Genomic DNA, 20,342 nt, shown 5'->3' with positions numbered 1-20,342 from the left:
TATGAATACCAATCTGCTTGCCTCCATTACGACGTTCTGCAGGTATGGATTCATAATAGTTTATAGCTTCTTCAAATGTTAAACCTTCATGGTATTCACCAAGATTATGAAACTCACCAGCTTCTGCAAAATAATAACTTATATCCGGATGTTTACTACGTTCGTGTTCAGCTATTTCCTCACTCGATAAGTACAGCCCTCTATCAATTAAATTCTTGATGTGCTTATTAACGTTTGACCAGGTATATAATTTATCAACTCTATCATCACCATAGCCGCCCTTAGAAAGCTCAATCCCCTTTGCATCATGGCTTTGAGACGTTACTTCATTTGTGTTTCTACTAGCTGAATGACCCCCAACGCCATATTCATTCTTTAAAAATTCAACAGCTTCTTTGTTTGTTGGATCATTACTATAGAACTCATAAATCCTAAACTTACTATTAGCAAAACCACTACCCCGAAGAAGTTCAGCTTCAATATCTGATTGGTAAAAAGAAAAGACAGTAGATTCTTTTTCTACTGTCTCCTCGATACGCCTAAGTTGCTCTTCTTCTGTTTTAAATAAATCAAGCTGCTCTGTGTCTACTTGTAAACGATCTCGCTGTAAATCGTTTCCTCGATGGTTGACTTGATATTGTTCATCATCCCCACCCACTTCATCGGATCTGTTGCTTTCATCTGTTCTGTCACTTCCCATGCTTCCTGAAGTTGTGGTGTCTGCATCTCCAAAAGTCTCTCTGCTTGAATTTCCACTTCTTGTAGGTGACTCTGAAGTGTTCCCTGGATTATCATTGCTGAATACTGTGCCGGTTTGTTTTCTTCCAGATATCTCTTCCTCGCTCTGCCGTAGATCTCCACCGGGTTCTGTGCCTTGTTCGTCAATTCTATGTTCGGAACTAACATCTCTCCCTGAAGGTGATATGTTCCTCCACTCTTCTCGAATGATGTTGTTTTCACTACTGGATTCAATATCTCGTTCATTACTTCGTATTCCGCTCCTGCCAGTGTCATTGTCTTCATTAACGATACCTCCTTCATCAATACTGGACTGTATTTTTGTCTTGTTTTGTTCATTTTCATTATACACCTTACTTTGATCATTAATCAAGGTATTCTGGACATCATTTTGTCTTGTTTTTGTTTTGCTCATTTTTTTGCTTAAATCAGATAGAAAATCTTTTGTGATTCTTGATGTGTTAGTAGAAATCAAAGATGTTAAAGTTGAAGAATTCAGATTGATAATATCAGCAAAATCATCAGCCTCAAAGTAATCTTCTGGATCAAGCTCCATCCGTTCCATCAACTGAAAAGCCACCGAGTTCTCCAGTAGCTTGCTTGCCATGACACGAATATTAAACTCATCTAATTCTTCGATGTAAGTATCTTCAGCAAACTGAACCATATCTGAAACTAAATCACTTTGCTCATATTCACAAATACGCTTTGCTATTTCATGAACTCTATACCGGATATCCTTTGAACTGTCTTCTGGTGATATATCTTCACGTCTTTCAATATTTATTAGTGCCTCATTGTCCTTTTCTTCATCATATCTCCATAAGTTCACATCTTTTACAGTGTACTTTGTCGTGTGGGTATCAGAAATATCGAACACATATCTTAACCGAGCTTTTCCATCATCAGAAACATCTAATAAAGGTATTCCTTTTGCTCCCCTATTAATCCATCTATGGAACTTGTTATTCCACAAATCCATACTACCACAAGCCTTAGCATCCGGTCTGTTAGCATATATAAGAATCTGATCATTATAGGGATATTTATTTGTATAAGCACTACTTTTAAGAAAGCTCATCCAGTTAAGACCATTCTTTCTTATTTCACGCTCCTTTTCTTGAAGAAGCGTGATTGCATCATATGTTTTCGCCATTGAATCCTCCTTCTTTTAGGCATAAAAAAACTTCCGGTCAACTTGTCCAGAAGTTACGATTGTCTTATTATCTTTCTTCTATTGAGTTTCTTTTTTCTTTGGTTTTGTCTGTTTTAGTCTTTTCAGAACTTGGCTTATTCTCTTTGAGTGCAGATAATACAGAACTTCTTGATTTCCTCGCTGCTTCTCTTTCATTAACAAACTCCGGTACTTCTTTAAACCCAAAACTATCTACAAAATGCGCTGTTGTTTCTCCGTCTTTTACTAGAACAACAACATCACTAACCGATAGAGAATGACCTTTGAAATCATCCGGTCTATCTATATTAAACTTCGTATAGATATCCTCCAGGTTCATCCCTTCCTGTAGCTTTCCTGAATAGATAAAATCATAATTGGAATACTCAACTTTTAAATCCCTGCTTTTTAGTCTCTCCAAATTTTCAAAACCAAAATCCCTAAAAGCTGCCCCATGTTTCACTTGATAAATATCAAACATATCTTTACTATCTTTATTCATCTTATTCACGTCCTTGTCTTCTGGTCAACTTGTCCAAAAGTTGTTCCCTGTTTTATTTCTTTAATTATTTAAACTCCAATTTGTAATTCACCCACACACCAGTGTCATTTAGGACAACCTTGGCATCATAATAGGTGTCTTTCTTATCAGAGTATAGTTTGTTCACTTTCGTATTCCCTTTAGATAAAAGAGCTTTTGCAATGGACTTAGTCAGTTTCTTTTTCTTATTCGTAAAGAACTTATCTTCTTTCCACATGCTGAACTTGCAATCCCTGTTAGAACAATAAAAATTCTTATTGCCTTCGTAAATGTCTGTACCACATCTTGGGCATTTTCCTATAACTTCCTTTTCTATCTTAAAAGAATCAGGATTACCCTGTACTTCAAGATTATCTACTAAGTCAATCACTTCATTTCTGATCTCTTCTAAAAAGTCATCAGCTGAACGTATACCATCAGAAATCTCTGTCAGCTTATTTTCCCACTGTGCTGTAATCTGTGCCGATTTAAGCTTGTCCGGTACAATTCTAATAAGCTCAACACCTTTACTAGTAGCAATTAAATTCTTCTTTTTCCGTTCAACATACAGGGTAGAGATTAGTTTCTCGATAATAGCAGCTCTTGTTGCCGGTGTACCGAGTCCTTGCTTTTCAGTTTCTAATGAATCATCAAGTTCTTCAATACCAGCTCTTTCCATAGCGGATAATAAGGTATCTTCTGTGAATCGCTTTGGTGGTGACGTTGTCCCTTCAATATTTTCAATACCGATAATCTTAAATGTATCACCTTCATTGATTTTTGTTAATCTACTATTATTATTTTTATCCTCATCAACTTTAAGACCCATCTCTTTTCTGAAATCTTGCTCAATCTTCTTAAAGCCCATTTCAACGATGACCTTAGTTGTTGCTGTAAATGTCATACCATCAACATCAGCTTTGACATTAACGGCTTCATATACATGTTCTAAACATACTGCTATCAAGAGCTTGGTCTGTATGAGTTTCAATACATTCAATTCACTATTAGGAATCTTAAGCTCTTCAAGTTTTAGTGATTGTTTAGTCGGTATAATTGCATGGTGGTCGGATACTTTCTTGTTATTGATTATTCTATTAACGTCATATGCAGCAGGATTATCTGCAATAGGCAATAGATTAACTACTGAATCTTTCATGTCCTCAGTAATAAACCGGCTATCTGTCCTTGGATACGTTACTAACTTTTTCTCGTATAAGCTTTGAGTATAATCAAGGGTTTGCTTGGCTGTATAACCGAACATCCGGTTAGTTTCTCTTTGCAGAGACGTTAAATCGAATAAAGCAGGTGGCTTATTCTTCTTTAATTCTTTGGTTAATTCAGAAATAACGACTGATTTTCCTTGGCAAGAATGAGCAATTACTTTTGCTTCATCTATGGTTTTGATTTTCTCACTTCTCAGTTTAAAATCACCAAGATCAAGCTCAACATGATAGAACTTCTCCTTCTTGAAGTTGTTGATCTTCTCATCCCTTTCAACAATCATTGCCAGTGTAGGCGTCTGTACTCGTCCCACACTTAACTTGGTATGATAGGTCGTAGTAAATAATCTGGTTGCATTTAATCCAACAAGCCAGTCTGCTTTTGTTCTTGCAATAGCAGACTGATATAAGTTTTCATATGTTGTACCGTCTTGAAGTTGATTGAAACCTTCTTTAATGGCACTGTCTTCCATGGAACTAATCCATAAACGTTGATAGGGTTTAGAACATTTACTATGGTCATAGACAAGCCTGAATATCAATTCACCTTCACGTCCTGCATCTGTAGCTTCAACCAATGATGTTACTTCATCACTGGCTATCAGCTTTGTAAGAACACGATACTGCTGCTTAGTCCCTTCCTTAACAGATAACTTCCACTCATCAGGCAATATTGGTAAATCAGATTTATTCCATTTAGCAAAGCGTTCATCATATTCCTCTGGCTTAGATAGACTGACTAGATGCCCAACGCACCAACTGACAATATAGCCATTGCCGGTTATGTAACCTTGCTTTTTATCTCTTGCACCAAGCACTTTGGCAATGGATATGGCAACGCTTGGTTTTTCTGCAATGACTAACTTCATCTTTCACCATCCTTTGATTCGGCAAGAAACTTCTGGTCAACTTGTCCAGAAGTTTCTTGCCGTTTTCTTGCCAGTTTCTCAACAACACTGACAATATCTACTTCCTGTTCTCGATTGTATTCAGGGTATCTTAGCTGAATAGCCTGATGAAACTCATCACCATATGTGCAAGCAAACAGCTCTGAAGGTGACATTAATTTTTCTTCACCTTCTTCAACATAACCATTCCATAGATTAAATGCCATCCTAGTAACTTTATAACTTGTGCCAGTTTGAAATCCTTGATGTAAATTATCAGGACGTATTCCACCCGTTTGAAAATCAAAGAGTGCATCAATATTATCTCTTGTCACATCGCAAGCTCCCATACAATAAAAGAATGCTTTATGGTACACTTGGACAATCCTAAACTTACTTAACATTTCAAGATAAAACTCTTCATGTTCCTTTGAATTAAACATTATTTTGAGCATCTAAACTCCTCCTATTCGTAATCATCATCTTCATAGGCTTCATCATCTTCAAGATAATCTGCTTCATCCACTTCATCTTCAAAAGCAGCAGCTCTCTTAGGTTTAAATATTTTGAAATACCATCCGGCTATACCACTTACCAAGGCAGCAACAATAATAATGATTAAAGATGAATCTACTGGAGTTTCTGTCGGTTCTCCTGTAACCGAATCTTCTGTGACAACATCTTTAGGTATTTCTTCCTCACCTGCTTCTTGGGTATCGTCCTCAACTGTTGCTTCTGGTATTGCTTCAATTAACTCTATCTCAATATCAGCTTGTGCTTCAATCAAGTTCAGCAAATCCTGCTCACTTACTTCTGTTAGCATTCTTACATTATCTTCATCTTTTCCATGGTCGATGATAATATGGAACTCCTTGCCCGACTTCGTTTCAAAGGTTATAAACTGCCTTAATTCAAGAGGATCTTTATTATCGAAGTCTTCCTCTGTAGGTAGAGTCATATCATATTCCTCACCTTCAATATTTGTATTCTCTGTAAGTGTTCCACCTGCTGTACTTTGTTCTGTAGCAAGCAAGTTAATAGCGTTCTCGTTACCACCTTCAACAAGGTAGTTCTGATTATCTTCTCCCTCAACATGGTAATCCTTTGAAGTAAAATTTGACTCAACAGGCTCATCTACAGAACTAATCACTTCGTACTCTTCTTCACTTTCTGTTTCAACTACTGGTTCAACCGCATATACATTTTCGTATCCGACAATTAATAAAGTTATAAAAAAAACTGTCGTTATCATTAATCTAATTCTTTTCATCTACTTAAACTCCATTCCTAGATTTTCGCCATCATCCGAATTACCCTTATAATCATCTACAGCATTTCTAACGATCATTTTATATTCTTCAAGAGAAATCTCTGTTTCCTTAAAGGTTTTATGTAATTCTTCCTTCTCATAACTGACTCTTTTCTCTTCTGTATCCTTAAGCTTTTTCTGTAATGCTTCCATTTGCGCTTTTAACTTCGCTTCTTCCTTGATTGTCTTTTCTAGTCTTTTTTCCATGATTATTCTCTCTTTCTTTAACTTGGATCTTCTGCAATTTCATCTGATAAATAAAAATAAGGATTCAGTCTATTACCGGCTGCATCCTTAATCTCTAAATGTAAGTGGCTACCTGTAGAATTACCGGTTGAACCCATTTCACCTATTTTTTGACCTAACTTAACTTCATTACCAATACTCACACTAACAACCGAGCAATGGGCATAAAATGCTGATTGACCATTCTCATGTGTAATCTCAATGTAATTCCCATATCCACTTTGGTAACCAACATCTGTTACAGTTCCATATGTAACAGCAACCAGTTCAGTTCTAAGGGGCTTGGCAATATCAATACCGGTATGAAACTCTACATATCCCTCAAAGGGATCTAATCGATAGCCATACATACTAGATACAGAGTTTCTCCATTCACCTCTTATTGGACTTGGAAGTATTGTGAAATTTCCTTTTGTTTCCTTAATGGCTTCATACATCTCCAGTTCCTCAGGTGTTAACACAGCAGTTAATACTGATTCTAAATCATTCGCTATGAGAGAAACATTTAGAATATGCCAATCATATTCCTCTTGGTAACTCACGTATGATTGCACACCAGTTTCCGGGTCAGTGTATGAGGCATATCTTGTCCTGGTTCTTACTTCTGTAGTAGCCGTTAGCGTATAAATGTATTGCTCGTCAAAAATCCTGCTTAACTCATTACTTACAGAACTGGCGGTGAATTCACCATACACAGCTGTTAAGTATGCCATCAACACTTGTGGATCATGTCCGATAGCTCCAATATTGTACCTGTACTCATCATAACCAGAGTGGTCTGTTTCAACATTTGCAATGGCATATTCTAAGTCAGCCTCTAGGTGATTATAGATATTTTCTGTGTCATGTATTTGATATTCATCTGATTGATATGAGGTAGCCATAACAACACTAACACCATTAGAAAAAGCACCCATAATACCACTCAAGATACTTATAAGAACCAAAACCACTAAAACAATTCCAATAACTGGAAGCCCAATTTTTTTAAGTGCTAAGGTAGCAATCTGCTTTAGTTTCTTAGCAACTCCTTTAAGCACTTTTTCTGCTCTCTTGTGCACGCTGCCATAGACTTTCTTATTATAAGATCGCTTCAATTGCTGCTTTTGGTAATATTTATTTAAGCCTTTAGATTTTTGAAAAGTCTTGTTGTTCTTTAAAGACTTTTCAAAATTAAAATTGTTCCTTGCTCTTGTGGTTCTTGCTTTTTGAGTCTTGGAGCGAGTGGCAGTTATCTTCACATTTTTGTTAATGGGTCCATGTTGAAGTCTTCTTGATGTTCCTCTAATAGTGTCAGTAGCAACTTCACGTCCGAATCCAGTAGCTTGAACAGCAGAGTTTTCATCTGCATCCTCAAACCGCTCATATTGATTGTGACGTCTTAATACCTCTTGCCCGGAAGAAGCAAGAGAAATAACTGAAGCTTTTTTCTTTGTTTCAAGTTTCCCTTTTTCTTTCCCTTCATGAAACTTAAGACGTTGCTTCTTTTTTGAAGTCCCTTTCTCTCCTTTATCCTTACCACTTTTATTGTCCTTTGGACTAGGCTTAGTCTGCTTACCTTGATTCTCTTTGCTGTTCTTAGATGATGCTTGCTTTCCCTTGTCTTGACTAGGTTTTTCATTCTTAAGTGCATTCTTCTTTTGCCCATTAGATTTGTACTTCTCATCTTTTGAAACAGCCTGTTCATGCTTCTCTTGACTGACCTTCTTGTCCTTCAAGCTAGTTGCTTGTTGATTTCTAGGACTTAACTTATCTCCCTTTAGCCCATTTCTTTGTTGCTTATTGGAGTGTACTTTTTCACCTTCCGGTCTTCTCCTATTCAACTGATTAGGAGAAACCTTCTCATCTGTAGAAGTAACAGGGTCAAGTCCATGAATAACACGCTCTTCATTTGAATAGTATTGCTCATTCTCTTCTCTGCTGACTTTTTCATCCTTAAGAGTATTCTGTTTTTGCTTTTGTTGTTTAACAGATTTCTTCTTAGATGAATTAGGAATATGCTTATTCTTGGTTGTTGATTTTCTCACTTGTTGATCTTCGAACTTCAAAGGCTTTATTTGTGAGACATCCTGAATATCGGGATTTAGATCATCAATATCATGAACATCAGCAAGACCGTCATTATCGGAATCCGTAAAGTAATAATCATATCCATCGCCATGCATCTGTTTCTTCTGATATGATTTACGCAACTCGTCATACTTCCGGTCAACTTGTCCAGAAGTTCTGATTTCCTTTTTTTCTGAACTCAATTAACCATCTCCTCCGGTTTCGTTGTCATGATTCGATATAGCATTGTGTCTTTTGGGAACTTATCTAAGAAGGGTATAATTACATTCCCAAAGAATAGCAAACCTTCACCTTCATTAGAGTTCGTAACATAGGACAACTGGTGATTAGATATACTTAATTGCTTAGCTAGGACTTGCCGATCTTCAGCATTTTGGTTAAGCATGTAAATAAAATCCGAATTACCAACTATGTTACTAACTTCACGACTTGCCAAGAAGTCTTGTACATTTTGGGTAATACCTGTGGGGATACCTCCCCATTTTCTAAATCGTTTCCATATCTCAACAGAGTATTTTGATGTAGCATCATCTTTTAAAAGCAAGTGAAACTCATCAATATAATATCTCGTGGAAATACCACTTTCTCTGTTTCTAGCAACCTTATTCCATACCGTTTCTTGGACAATCAACATCCCTAACATCTTCAATGTAGAGCCTAATTCCTTGATATCAAAACAGATGATTCTATTGTTCATATCAACATTGGTATGATGATTAAATACATTCATTGAACCTTGAACATAAATCTCTAGCCTAATAGCAATCCCCATGGCTTTTTCATTATTTTGTTCTACTAACACATTATAGAAATCCTCTAAAATAGGCATATTCTCTGGTAAAGGATTCTCCATGAAACGCTCATACATTACCCGAACACACCTATCAATGATTGATACTTCCTCGCCATCAAGTCCATACCGCCCACCAACAACTTGCTCACAAAGAGAAATGATAAAGTCTGACTTATCTCGTATTGGATCATATTCACCTGAGTTAAGGTTAATATCCAAAGGATTAATATGATCACCACTGTTTGGTGATAACTTGATAACCTGTCCCCCTAGTTTTTGAACCAAAGGATAATACTCAGCTTCTGGATCTGAAATAACAATGTCGTCTTCTGTAATCAGAAAAGCATTGGTAATTTCTCTTTTTGCACTAAATGATTTACCGGAACCTGGTGTACCAAGAATCAGACCATTAGGATTCTTTAACTTCTTCCTATCCACCATAATCATGTTATTGGAAAGGGCATTTAAGCCATAATACAGACTTTGTCCTTCGGTAAACAGCTCTTGTGTAGTAAATGGTATAAAGATGGCTGTAGAAGACGTTGTTAAGGCTCTATTAATCTCTAGGAAGTTCTCTCCTAATGGCAAACTGGTAAGGAATCCATTCTCTTGTTGATAATCCAATCTCTTAATAGCACAGTTATATTTTTGAGCCACACCACTTACTTGGAAAATGATATTCTCAAGATTTTGTTTATTAGCTGCCGTATTGTAGATGGCAACAGTAACCAAGAATAGTCTTTCATTTCTGGACTGTAACTCCTCCAAAAGGTTCTTAGCTTCTTGATTAAAGGTCTTTAAATCAGATGGAATAATATCCATATCATAACCGGCACGAACTGCTTTCTTTTGTTCTTCAATCTTCATTTTATCTAGGTCAGTAATCTTCCGTTTAATCATCTTTATTGCTTGGGTTTGATCGATAGACTTGATATGAAAGTTAATGATAATACTACTGTTTAAATCCAGAAAATCTGCTAGCATTCTGTCTGATAATTCAGGTGCTAAAATCTGCAGATAACTAACTGCACCAATTGTTTGACCAACTTTTACTTGTTTAGGGTTTGAGAAATTAAACGACGATGGTGCAATATAGTCCTTGGTACTCATGCCACCTTTCTTAACGATATCCCAATGAAAATCTGCTTGCTTTCCAGTATCTTGATGGCACATACTATGCAGCAGCTCAATTCGTTCCTTTCCATTTAGCGAAAAGGCTTTAACACCCATGACTTTAAAGTTATTCAGTATATCTACCTCTATACGCTCAAGCCTTTGTTTGGCTTTTTTGTAGTTATCAGCATCAATACTATAAGTGATAAACTTCGTCTTAATTAAACCATTATTTCCTTTGGCTAATTGGCTCTGAAGCATCTCTGAATATTCTTTACGAATATCATTGAAGTCATCTTCTTGATGGTCAATTTTAATGGTTTCCAGAAACACATTGGCACTTGCTCTCATATTGACAAAGGAAAGCTGAATGGATATGGATGAATCAAAGTAATTCAGGAAGTCGCAATAACCATCAAAGATTTGAGATTTATCTTCATTCTGTGCCAGCAAGTAATTTATATCATAGAACTTAATCGTCTTAGAGAACTTTCGATTACTCAGCTGACAAATCCCATCAGGAAATATTGCTTTGTATTTAAGTGTTGCTTGTGCTGTATCTGCTACTTTTCTTTTCTTAGCCTTCTTCTTTTGTTGCTTTTTAGGTTGATTCTTAGACTGCTTCTGCTGCGAAGTCGGCTTCTTTGACAACTTTTTGTTGTTGCCTTTTGGTTTTTGCTTTTTTTGCACTGGTTTTGCCTGTACCTTTTCTTTCTTTTTGAACATATTTAACTTCCTCCCTTCCTAGATTATCGAGAAACTCATAGAAATTCTCTGTTTTATATGGTCTAATCTTAGGGTTCAGAAATCTTTGTTTAATGATGTAACCCAGATACTTTTCAAAAACGATGCCATCTTTTTCAAAAATAGCTGCCATGAAAAATGGTAGGACACAACCTATCATTAGATAGACAGCAATATCATTTCCGACTGTTGTTCTTGAATACCAATACACCGGAAATCCTACTACTGCTCCAATGGAAAAGCTTATTATTTGTCTCAATGTAAGGTTAAGTGCCACTTTAGTCTTAACTTTGCTAAGATCCTTTGGCACTGATACGTACGCCATAATTATTCCTCCTTGATAGCCTAATGTGCATTCATTACTGACTTTGCCAAGCTACTTGTTTTCACAAGGGCAAAGCATAAAATGACTGTATAGGTCATTATTGAAAGCACACTTAAATGTATGTTGTCTGTTACTGTTATTGAATTGACCAAGACAGCGTATATGCCGACTGCAACCATAATAAAGAATCCCTGAAGACCAAGAGCCGCTAAACTACGAATATAATTAGTCCCCACTTGACTCCACTCTTTATTTGCCATTGTTGATAATGGTATTGCTGCAACTGAACAGGCAAGATAAATCTCAATCATACGCCCATATAAGATTACGGTTATCACTATTGATATGGCAGACATGGTTAATCTAACCACACCTGTTTCCAATGCTATACCTGCCAACTCTGCAACTGATTTTCCACTTAGTCCATCAATCATTGCTGAAACCGATGAATCAATATCAACACTCGCAGTCGTATTGATTGAGCTGGCTGATGCATCCACCATATGTTGAGCTATATCAAATATTGCCATCACAATGTCAAAAGTGTTGGTAACGAAATAAACAGCAATAACTGCTTTCATAATCCATTTATAAAACATCCATGTATCAATTTCATGCATGTTGTTTTTTTCCAAGACCATTGATATGAGTTCGTAACATAGTATCGCTGTCATTACCATTCCAGCGATTGGAACGACAACAGTATCCGACAGATTTTCTATCATCGTAAAGATACTGCTGTTCCACGATTGTGGCGTTGTTCCCACCTCACCGGCAATACTCCCAACCTTGCTATTAACATCCGTTAATAATCCGGTTAGGTTCTGTTCGATCATTCCAATAAGCAGAGTGGTAAAGAATTCCTCTATCTTATCGAAAATTGAGTTCATTGTGCCTCCTTCTTAAAATAGGTTTGCAAGTAATGGAATTAGTTGAGTGCCAATCAACGCAATTCCTCCACCTGCCATAAGTTGTTTGATCCCCTGTGATTTTGCACCCGGATTGTCATTACCATAACCCTCTAGTAGATTGATAACACCCCATACTGCAAGCCCTGCTCCGATTGCTGTTACCAATGTTTGTAATGTACCGATTGCTGATTGAAAAAATGTCATTTCTCTCTTCCTCCTTGGAATGTTTGGTTGTATATAGAAAAAACACCCGTGAATGATTTCATGAGTGCTTTTAGCTACCTTGAATATTTAGTTCTACTAATTCTATTGGTTGGTTCTTCTTGAACCGTAGTTTCGTTGATAAGCTCTTATCGATATCGTAATTATTTCGCTTATCACTATCACCAAGTAACTTATAATACTTGTGTTTCGTTATATCAAATTTATCTGAAAGAAAAGGTCTAACACCTCTTAACTGGAGAATACACTTTCCTGAATCCATAACTGAAAGCTCATCCATGGTCATTAACTCTTTTCCTACTTTTTGATAATTAATACCATAGCTTCTTTCACGTCCTCGATTCTCTGAATTGTTGTATAGATCAATGGTTTCTTTACCTAAACTTTCTGATAAGTCCTTTAGGGTTGATTTCTCTTTACCACCTAAGAACAACGATGTATCGCAGTTACCGATTATGGTGTCTGCATGGTCACGATAGATTGCTTTTAACTGACTTTGCGTCTGAAGAATAATACTGGCAGACATCTCTCTAGATCTGATTGTTGCTATAAGTTTTTCAAACTTCGGTATCTGACCGATATTGGCAAACTCATCAAGCAGAAATCTAACATGGATTGGCAATCGACCTCCATAAACATCATCTGCTTTATCAGTCAGAAGGTTAAATAGTTGGGTATACATCATTGCTACAACAAAGTTAAAAGTGTCATCTGTATCAGAAATAATAACAAATAGTGCTGTCAACTTGTCACCCAAAGTATCAAGCTCCAACTCATCATACTCCATGAGTTCTCGTAGCTCCTTTATATCAAAAGGTGCTAATCTAGCACCACAACTAATCAATATTGATTTAGCTGTTTTTCCTGCAGCCAGTTTATATTTTTGGTACTGTCTAACAGCAAAATGTCCAGGATCTTCTCTCTCTAAAGCCTCAAAAAGCAAATCAACTGGATTCTTAAAATCTTCATCATCTTCTCTAGCTTCACTTGCATTTATCATTTCAAGTAAGGTTGTAAAGTTCTGCTCATTTTTAGGTGCCTTATAATAAATATAGCCGATGAGAGCTGTGTAATAGAGCCTTTCGGCTTTTACCCAAAAATCTTCACCGGCTTTTTCACCTTCACCTTTTGTATTGGCAATAATTGCACTTACAAGCTTCAAAATATCCTTTTCTGAACGAATATATGCAAATGGATTGTAATGCATGGACTTCCTAAAATTAATCGTGTTCAGAACTTTGATGTGATACGGCTCATACTCAACAGCCCCATTTTTTATTCCTTTAGGTCTACCTCGTTCCAATAACTTACCACATTCTACAAGCACGGTCCCTTTGGGATCTGTGACTACATAGCTTGAATGCATCTGCATCAGGTTCGGTTTAACAAAGAATCTTGTTTTACCTGAACCGGAACCACCTACAACAAGAACATTCTTGTTTCTGGCATGCTTGGGATTCTTCGGTCTACTATTCATCATCAATCGTTCTGACTTAGTAAGTATGATATTCTTTTCAAACTCTGTATCCATATAAGGTTTAATGTCATTTGCATTACCCCATCTAGCCGAACCATACTCAACACCATGCCGGTACTTCTTGGCATTCTTACCTTTTATATAAACTACCGCAAAGGTTGTTGCACCTCCAATGATGCCAACTAAAACATCTTGAATGTTAAAGCTAATCCATGGCGTATCAAACAACAGACCTGCTTGCTCTGACACCTTAATCAACCTTACTATTGGCTTTGCTTCATCAATCCCTCTGTATAATTCTGATAACTGATTAAATACATAAGCGATGATGAAGTAAGGCAGGAACCGGAATGCATACTTCTTAAAATTTTCTGTCATAAACTTGGCTCCTTGTCTTTTAATTTGTCTCTGGTCTTGTTCATTGCTTTGGCTTTATCAAGCATTTTCTTAAGTGCTTTTCTGATAGATGGTTTATTCTCATTGGCTTTCTCCATACTTTCTTTCAGGTATTCACGAAAAGCAAAATCAATAACATCCAGGTCTCTTCCTTTGAAGAAAACAAAGTATGTTGGTGGATCTGTTTTAATATCCTTTTTCAAAGCATATTCAAGATTATATTTCTTGGCGGTCTTCTCGAAGTCTTTAATGTTCTTCTCAGAAATTTCTATAGATTTCAGTCCGTCATGTTTCTTGCTCAAATCTTCAAGAGTCACCTTGCCGTTTTTCTTTGTCTCTTTAATCTTAAGCGGTTTTCTTTGCTTTTTATCTTTTCGATGTCTAAGGTATACAGCCATCAGGTGTTTTAATTCTCTTGCTGTAAACTTTGCGGCACTCACTTGGAGTGCTATGGTCTTTTCGTTAACTTGTTCTTGCAATAGCTACTCCTTTCATCACCGTCCACCATATAGATCATGGTTTACTCTTGACCTGTAATACTGTGATATTGTATTTGGTGCATTATAGATTGTTGTTATCAAGTATGCTCGTATATTCCTGACGTCTGATGGATTATCATTCAGTGAACCCATGATATATTCAATATGTGATGAGTCAATTTTTAAGAACTGGGATTTAACAATTCCAACACTCATTGGTGTTCCATTGACTTTAACTGAACTATCTTCTGGCATCGTGCAAACATCCACCATGATTCCAACAATACTTTCAACATCTTCTCTCCAACCTATTTTATTCTGGTACAGATATTCATACCCTATGTTTTCTTTGATGATTTTTTCATAGCCTTTTTGTAATTCAATCACATCATATCCATCATTCTTTTTTTTAGATGGATTGATAGGATTAGTATCTCTATAATCAGTATGATTAGTATTAGTATCATTAGGTCGGAATTTCTCCGTATCATGAATCGTAGAATCTCCGTGTCCAGAATCGGAATTTCTCCGACTCCTGAATCGTAAATCTTCCGTGTCCGGAATCGGAGAATCTCCGACTCCTCTATTTTCAAGGGTTACAGCCGTTAAATAGATACGATTTGGTCTATTAAACCCTAATCGTTCTTCCTCCATTAGCCCATATTTTTTTAATTGATCTACTGCTTTCTTAACTGTTTTATCCGAAAGCCCTAACATCTCTTGCATGTTGCCCCTGGTATAAACTAAATATACTTCGTTATTCTCATTCACCCAGTTGTTCTGTAGACTTAATTCATGCCTATCTTTCAACAAAGAATATAAGACTTTTGCATCATTTGAGAGACCTTTTTTAAGCTCTCCATCAAACAAGAATTTAGGCATCTGATAAAACCTTCCTCTAGCAATATCTGTTGCTGTATATCTCGAAAAAGTTCTTCCTCCCATATCACCTACCCTCTTTTATCAAAGTATTCTTTAAGTGCGGCTTCAATGATAACATCCACATCTGATGGACTTCCAATGTCCTTAAGATATTTATCAAAAACCTTGGCTCGTACTTTTATACTTTGATATTCTTTCGGCTTAATTTTTTCCTTCTCATTACTCAGAAGAAACTTGCTGATTGCTGTTTCATCTAGTGGTTTGTCAGCATTCATTTTCTTCAATGCTTCAGCATTCTTTAGGTTTAACTTAATCCCCATTTCGTCACATTCTTGGTATAAATATGTCTGCATTTCAGGTGCTAAATATGATATATTTACACCTATTAGGAACGCCTTCTTAGTGTTGTCTACGAACAGCTTCCAATCCTCGATTAAATAAGTTAGTCGGATTAATCTTGCAACCTTTCTATTATCGAGATTGTATTCTTTCGCTAACCTTCCACGACTGTCAATCACTTGTGATTCTTCGTCAAATTCATCTCCATTTTCAATAGCATTGAGTTCTCTAAGAATATCTGAACGTCTTCCTTGACTACTTATTTTTTCATGTCGGAGTTTTAATACAGCTCCTTTTTCGGTATCATGAAGATCATTAAATGAGCGTTGCATAAGGTTTGTCTCAATGACATAAATATAGGCTTCTTCATCCGTTAAACCACTTTTGATAACTGCCGGTACTTTTTCTAATCCTGCAATTCTAGAAGCATTCATTCTGTTATGTCCTGAAAGCATTTCGAGTTTTCCATCATCTAACTTCCTAACAATAACTGGATTTAACACACCATTCTTTTTGATACTTTCAACCATATCTTCAAGGCGTTTCCCTTCATACAAATGAAATGGATGGTCTGAAAACTCACTTACTTCACTAATTTCTATATCTGTTATTTGTTGCTCATATGAATCATCTGTTAGAAAATCAATGGCATCAGCAATATTTCTTCTTGGACTATTTTTCTTCATGGCTAATCAGCTCCTTAGCAAATTTACTGTAGGCAATTCCTGCCTTTGAATCTGGACAATACTCTGAAATACTTTGCCCATAATAAACCGATTCACCAACCTTAACTGTCATCGGTATGTAAGTATCATAGATTTTAATAACACCGTTATAAGCTTCCTTCACTTGCTCCGACAAAATCTTGGATAAATTCGTTCTTGAATCACACATCGTCAACAAGATACCCTTGATACTTAACTTTTGATTGATACGTTTTTGTATCTTTTTCGTTGTCTTTAAGAAATCTTGAAGCCCCATCATTGCTAAGAGTTGTGGGTTAACGGTAATAATCACGCTATCCGCAGCACTTAAAGCGTTAATGGTTAATGAACCAAGAGAAGGTGGTGTGTCCACAATAATATAATCGTATTCCTCTCGTAATGGTTCTAGTATCTCGTCTAATATCCGCTCACTTCCCATCTCAAGTCTTAGATTAGCGTCTACCACAGACAAATAAATACTTGATGGGATAAGGTCAAGTCCATCTTTTGAAATAATGTACTGCTCTTTATCCGGTAAGGGCTCTTCATCAATCTTAGCGATCATTAGATGAGCAATATTTGTTTCAATGCTATTTGGATTATCAATGCCAAAACATGTTGTAAGATTTGCTTGTGAATCCAGATCCACTAAAGCCACCTTATACCCTAGTTCTTTTAATGCATATCCTAAATTCAATGTCGTGACCGTTTTTGCACAGCCACCTTTGTGATTTGCTACTGTAATTACCTCTGCCATTGTAATTCCTCCTTATTTTTTACGTAGAAAAGGGATACCTAATTTCTAAGTATCCCTAAAATTCAATCTATATTATTCACTTTTATCTATTTTTCTATTGTACCCTTAACATCGAGGTACACTCCTGCTGAAACCTTAACATGGTCAATCAAGCGTCTATTTCTTGGTTTACCTTCTTTTCGGTCCGCAGTCCAGAGTTCAACAAACGTTGTAAAATCAACGATTTCTACGTAAATTTGTTTTGTAGTAAAACAATTACTTCCACATGTGTAGAGTAAGGTGACACCAACGTTTTTTGTACTCTAACCTTTTACCCGTTATTCCTCAAAAATAAGGTTATTGATCCATTTTTTTGACCATACACGGTATAAACCAATAGATACTTTAATAAATTCTTCTGTAAGGGCCAACATATAGACATATTGGATCTCCAGTTTCCAGACGAATCCGCCCAGGAAAACCAAAGGTACAGCTACCAGCCATACTGCGCCACCATCCAGATACATGGCAAAAGTGGTATCGCCACCGCTTCTTAAGATACCTACGATGATGAGCATATTCAGACCCTTCACCACCGTTACAATGGCCAGTACACGAATACAATTTTGAATATAGGTTGCTACAAGGGGTTCGACTTGGAAAAAGCTTGCTAGTGGTCCTGATGCAATAAATAATATAACGCTCATACTCAGCCCAATGATGACCATGATTTTTACCAGCTTCTTAGCATAGTAAAAGACCTGCGTCATATCCCCTGTACCCATTTGATTGCCTAAGATGACGCCGGAAGCATTACCTAAGCTATAGATAAAGAAAAAAGTCATTTGTTCTATGGTTTTGGTGATACCCATAGCCGCCATAACCGATTCACCCATACGTCCATAGACCAAGTCGTACATGGTAACACCAACTGCCCATATTAACTCATTAAAGATTACCGGCAAAACTGTTTTTATATACTTTGCAAAAAAAGTCTTATTAATATCTAAAAGTTCATGAAGACGTGCTGCTGCTACTTCATTGTTACGATAGATGATGCCCATGAGTAATGCAAATTCTAACCCACGCGCAATAACAGTTGCAATAGCTGCTCCTGAAACGCCAAGGGCAGGTGCTCCCAGATTACCATAGATGAGTACCCAGTTTAGAAAAGTGTTGAGCATAATCGCTATTATACTGATCTTCATGGGCAACTTAACATTGCCCGTACTTCTTAGTATAAAAACATAGGCAAATGTAATAGAAGTCGGTATATAGCTAAGACCGATAATTCTTAAATAACTTGCCCCCTCTGATATGGCTCCGGGTTGGTTCGTAAAAATCCTCATTACCATTTCAGGTGCGAATAAGGCGGCTGAAGTAAATAGGAAGGCACCGCTTATACCAAGCATTAGACATATCCCAAGCACTCTTCTGATATTTTTTACATCTTTGACACCCCAATACTGAGCGGTCAATATAGACGAACCACTACTAATCCCAAATAAGAAGAGAAAGAGTATAAAAAAAAGTTTATTGGCCGCTGTAACACCGGCAATAGATGCTGTACTAAGTGAACTGATCATAAATGTATCAATTAGATTTAGTGAGGAGGATACCAGATTTTGAAGTGCCATGGGCAAAGCAATGGCAAACAACTTTGCATAAAAGTGCCTTCTAACATCGATATCACTGGCATGACTGGCATTTTCTATTATTTTTATTTCTTCAATAATTTTATGCTTACGTTTTTTCATGTTTTTGTCTCTTATCCTTCATATTATTCATAGCTTAATTAAGCATTAACCAACCACTAGACTAAAAACAGACATAAGCCTTCACTCATATCTGTTTCCTAACACGTTATTATAACCTATTTTTTATAATTTTACATTAAAAATAATCAATGGACAGCACCGGTTTTTGATTCTTATAGTATACGCGTGGGATTCTTTTTCCCAGCTGACAAACCACTTCATAATTAATGGTATCCATATGTGAAGCGATTTCTTCTACAGATATGCCCTGACCCATCATATCACCAATAAGGACCACAACGTCCCCTTCTTTTACACCTTCTATGTCTGTCACATCCACCATAAACTGATCCATACAAATACGTCCTATAACCGGGGCATAAGACCCTCGAATTAAAACCCTCCCCTTTGATGACAGTGCTCTAGGGTAACCATCACCATAACCTACTGGAATGGTAGCGACTTTGGTTTTTCTACCTGTCACATAAGTACCACCATAAGATATGGGCATACCTTCATCCATTTCTTTAAGAAGGATAATATTGCTCTTTAATGTCAAAGCCGGTTTGAGCTTAAATAATGTATGGTCCACTTCATAGGATGGATACAATCCATATAGGGCAATACCAACGCGTACCATGTTAAACTCCGCTTGATGAACTTCTATTAATCCAGCACTGTTGGACATATGTAAATCAAAGTATTCTATTCCTGCTTCTTTTAGTTTAGCGATGAAGCCTTTGAATATATCCAGTTGAATATGACTCGTGCTGTGGTCAGACTCATCTGCTCTTGAAAAATGGGTGAAGATACCCTCAATTTTTATCATGGGCAATTTAGATATTTTCTTTATGATTTGAAGGGCTTGATCATCTGGCTCAAACCCAATGCGACCCATACCAGTATCTATTTTGATATGGATACGGGCCATCTTACCAAGTTGCATGGCGACCGCTGAAAGCTTTTCTGCCATATCCAAACGAAAAACTGTTTGGGTGATATCATGTTTGACCATATCATGATAATCATCTTCACTCGTATAGCCAAGGACCAATATAGGGCAATGTATATTATTTTTTCTAAGAAGAACAGCTTCATGAGAAGCAGCTACTGCAAAAGCATCTACCCCTTCTTCACTCAATGTCTTAGCGATCGGTATTGCACCATGGCCATAGCCATCTGCCTTAATAACGCTACAGATCTTGGTTCCCTCAGACAGATACTTTCTTATCTCTCTATAATTGTGTATAATGGCATCCAAATTAATTTCCGCTACGACACGTTGATAATGTCTCAT

Annotated in this window: 17 protein-coding genes and 1 pseudogene; all 18 read right to left on the bottom strand. The window is 36.7% G+C overall.

Annotation, left to right across the window (positions count from 1 at the left end):
* Positions 1–585 precede the first annotated feature (585 nt).
* The 18 genes and pseudogenes from PATL70BA_RS17170 to alr all read right to left on the bottom strand — a co-directional run bounded on the left by PATL70BA_RS17170 (position 586) and on the right by alr (position 20,342).
* Positions 586–906 (bottom strand): TnpV protein, encoded by a 321-nt coding sequence (locus PATL70BA_RS17170; protein ID WP_408634456.1) that lies wholly within the window; start codon positions 904–906, stop codon positions 586–588.
* Between the two features lie 1,055 nt (positions 907–1,961).
* On the bottom strand, positions 1,962–2,414 hold the full coding sequence (locus PATL70BA_RS15515; protein WP_125138235.1) for a YodL domain-containing protein: 453 nt from the start codon (positions 2,412–2,414) through the stop codon (positions 1,962–1,964).
* 64 nt (positions 2,415–2,478) lie between these two features.
* Complete coding sequence (locus PATL70BA_RS15510) at positions 2,479–4,524, bottom strand: DNA topoisomerase 3 (RefSeq protein WP_125138234.1); 2,046 nt, start codon at positions 4,522–4,524, stop codon at positions 2,479–2,481.
* Positions 4,521–4,997 carry a DUF6075 family protein gene (locus PATL70BA_RS15505; protein WP_197715769.1) on the bottom strand — a complete coding sequence of 159 codons (477 nt, stop codon included), beginning with the start codon at positions 4,995–4,997 and terminating at the stop codon, positions 4,521–4,523. The genes PATL70BA_RS15510 and PATL70BA_RS15505 overlap by 4 nt, the downstream gene beginning before the upstream one ends.
* An 11-nt stretch (positions 4,998–5,008) precedes the next feature.
* Positions 5,009–5,812 carry a CD1107 family mobile element protein gene (locus PATL70BA_RS15500; protein ID WP_125138233.1) on the bottom strand — a complete coding sequence of 268 codons (804 nt, stop codon included), beginning with the start codon at positions 5,810–5,812 and terminating at the stop codon, positions 5,009–5,011.
* Positions 5,813–6,058 (bottom strand): hypothetical protein, encoded by a 246-nt coding sequence (locus PATL70BA_RS15495; RefSeq protein ID WP_125138232.1) that lies wholly within the window; start codon positions 6,056–6,058, stop codon positions 5,813–5,815.
* A gap of 17 nt (positions 6,059–6,075) precedes the next feature.
* The gene (locus PATL70BA_RS15490; protein ID WP_125138231.1) at positions 6,076–8,349 is read right to left on the bottom strand and encodes a M23 family metallopeptidase; all 2,274 of its coding nucleotides are present in this window, start codon (positions 8,347–8,349) and stop codon (positions 6,076–6,078) included.
* A complete protein-coding gene (locus PATL70BA_RS15485) occupies positions 8,346–10,799 on the bottom strand; it encodes a VirB4-like conjugal transfer ATPase, CD1110 family (protein ID WP_125138230.1) in 2,454 nt (817 codons plus the stop codon). The genes PATL70BA_RS15490 and PATL70BA_RS15485 overlap by 4 nt, the downstream gene beginning before the upstream one ends.
* Complete coding sequence (locus tag PATL70BA_RS15480; protein WP_125138229.1) at positions 10,687–11,142, bottom strand: PrgI family protein; 456 nt, start codon at positions 11,140–11,142, stop codon at positions 10,687–10,689. Before PATL70BA_RS15480 ends, PATL70BA_RS15485 begins: the two co-directional genes overlap by 113 nt.
* 20 nt (positions 11,143–11,162) lie before the next feature.
* The gene (locus PATL70BA_RS15475; protein ID WP_125138228.1) at positions 11,163–12,032 is read right to left on the bottom strand and encodes a VirB6/TrbL-like conjugal transfer protein, CD1112 family; all 870 of its coding nucleotides are present in this window, start codon (positions 12,030–12,032) and stop codon (positions 11,163–11,165) included.
* Positions 12,033–12,044: 12 nt separating this feature from the next.
* Positions 12,045–12,257 carry a Maff2 family mobile element protein gene (locus PATL70BA_RS15470; protein WP_125138227.1) on the bottom strand — a complete coding sequence of 71 codons (213 nt, stop codon included), beginning with the start codon at positions 12,255–12,257 and terminating at the stop codon, positions 12,045–12,047.
* A gap of 70 nt (positions 12,258–12,327) precedes the next feature.
* Positions 12,328–13,944, bottom strand: a pseudogene (locus PATL70BA_RS15465) (VirD4-like conjugal transfer protein, CD1115 family); the annotation flags it as partial.
* 182 nt (positions 13,945–14,126) lie between these two features.
* Positions 14,127–14,627 (bottom strand): PcfB family protein, encoded by a 501-nt coding sequence (locus PATL70BA_RS15460; RefSeq protein WP_125138225.1) that lies wholly within the window; start codon positions 14,625–14,627, stop codon positions 14,127–14,129.
* Between the two features lie 15 nt (positions 14,628–14,642).
* A complete protein-coding gene (locus PATL70BA_RS15455) occupies positions 14,643–15,572 on the bottom strand; it encodes a DUF6017 domain-containing protein (RefSeq protein ID WP_125138224.1) in 930 nt (309 codons plus the stop codon).
* A gap of 5 nt (positions 15,573–15,577) precedes the next feature.
* Positions 15,578–16,534: a ParB N-terminal domain-containing protein gene (locus PATL70BA_RS15450; RefSeq protein WP_125138223.1), complete on the bottom strand. Its 957-nt coding sequence runs from the start codon at positions 16,532–16,534 to the stop codon at positions 15,578–15,580.
* Positions 16,521–17,309 carry a ParA family protein gene (locus PATL70BA_RS15445; RefSeq protein ID WP_125138222.1) on the bottom strand — a complete coding sequence of 263 codons (789 nt, stop codon included), beginning with the start codon at positions 17,307–17,309 and terminating at the stop codon, positions 16,521–16,523. The genes PATL70BA_RS15450 and PATL70BA_RS15445 overlap by 14 nt, the downstream gene beginning before the upstream one ends.
* A 317-nt stretch (positions 17,310–17,626) precedes the next feature.
* A complete protein-coding gene (locus PATL70BA_RS15440; RefSeq protein WP_125138221.1) occupies positions 17,627–19,045 on the bottom strand; it encodes an MATE family efflux transporter in 1,419 nt (472 codons plus the stop codon).
* A gap of 136 nt (positions 19,046–19,181) precedes the next feature.
* A complete protein-coding gene (gene alr / locus PATL70BA_RS15435) occupies positions 19,182–20,342 on the bottom strand; it encodes an alanine racemase (RefSeq protein WP_125138220.1) in 1,161 nt (386 codons plus the stop codon).

Origin of the sequence: Petrocella atlantisensis, assembly GCF_900538275.1 — a bacterium.
GTDB lineage: Bacteria > Bacillota > Clostridia > Lachnospirales > Vallitaleaceae > Petrocella > Petrocella atlantisensis.
Note: the sequence above shows the minus strand (reverse complement) of the source record. Positions and strands in the feature narration are given on the sequence as shown.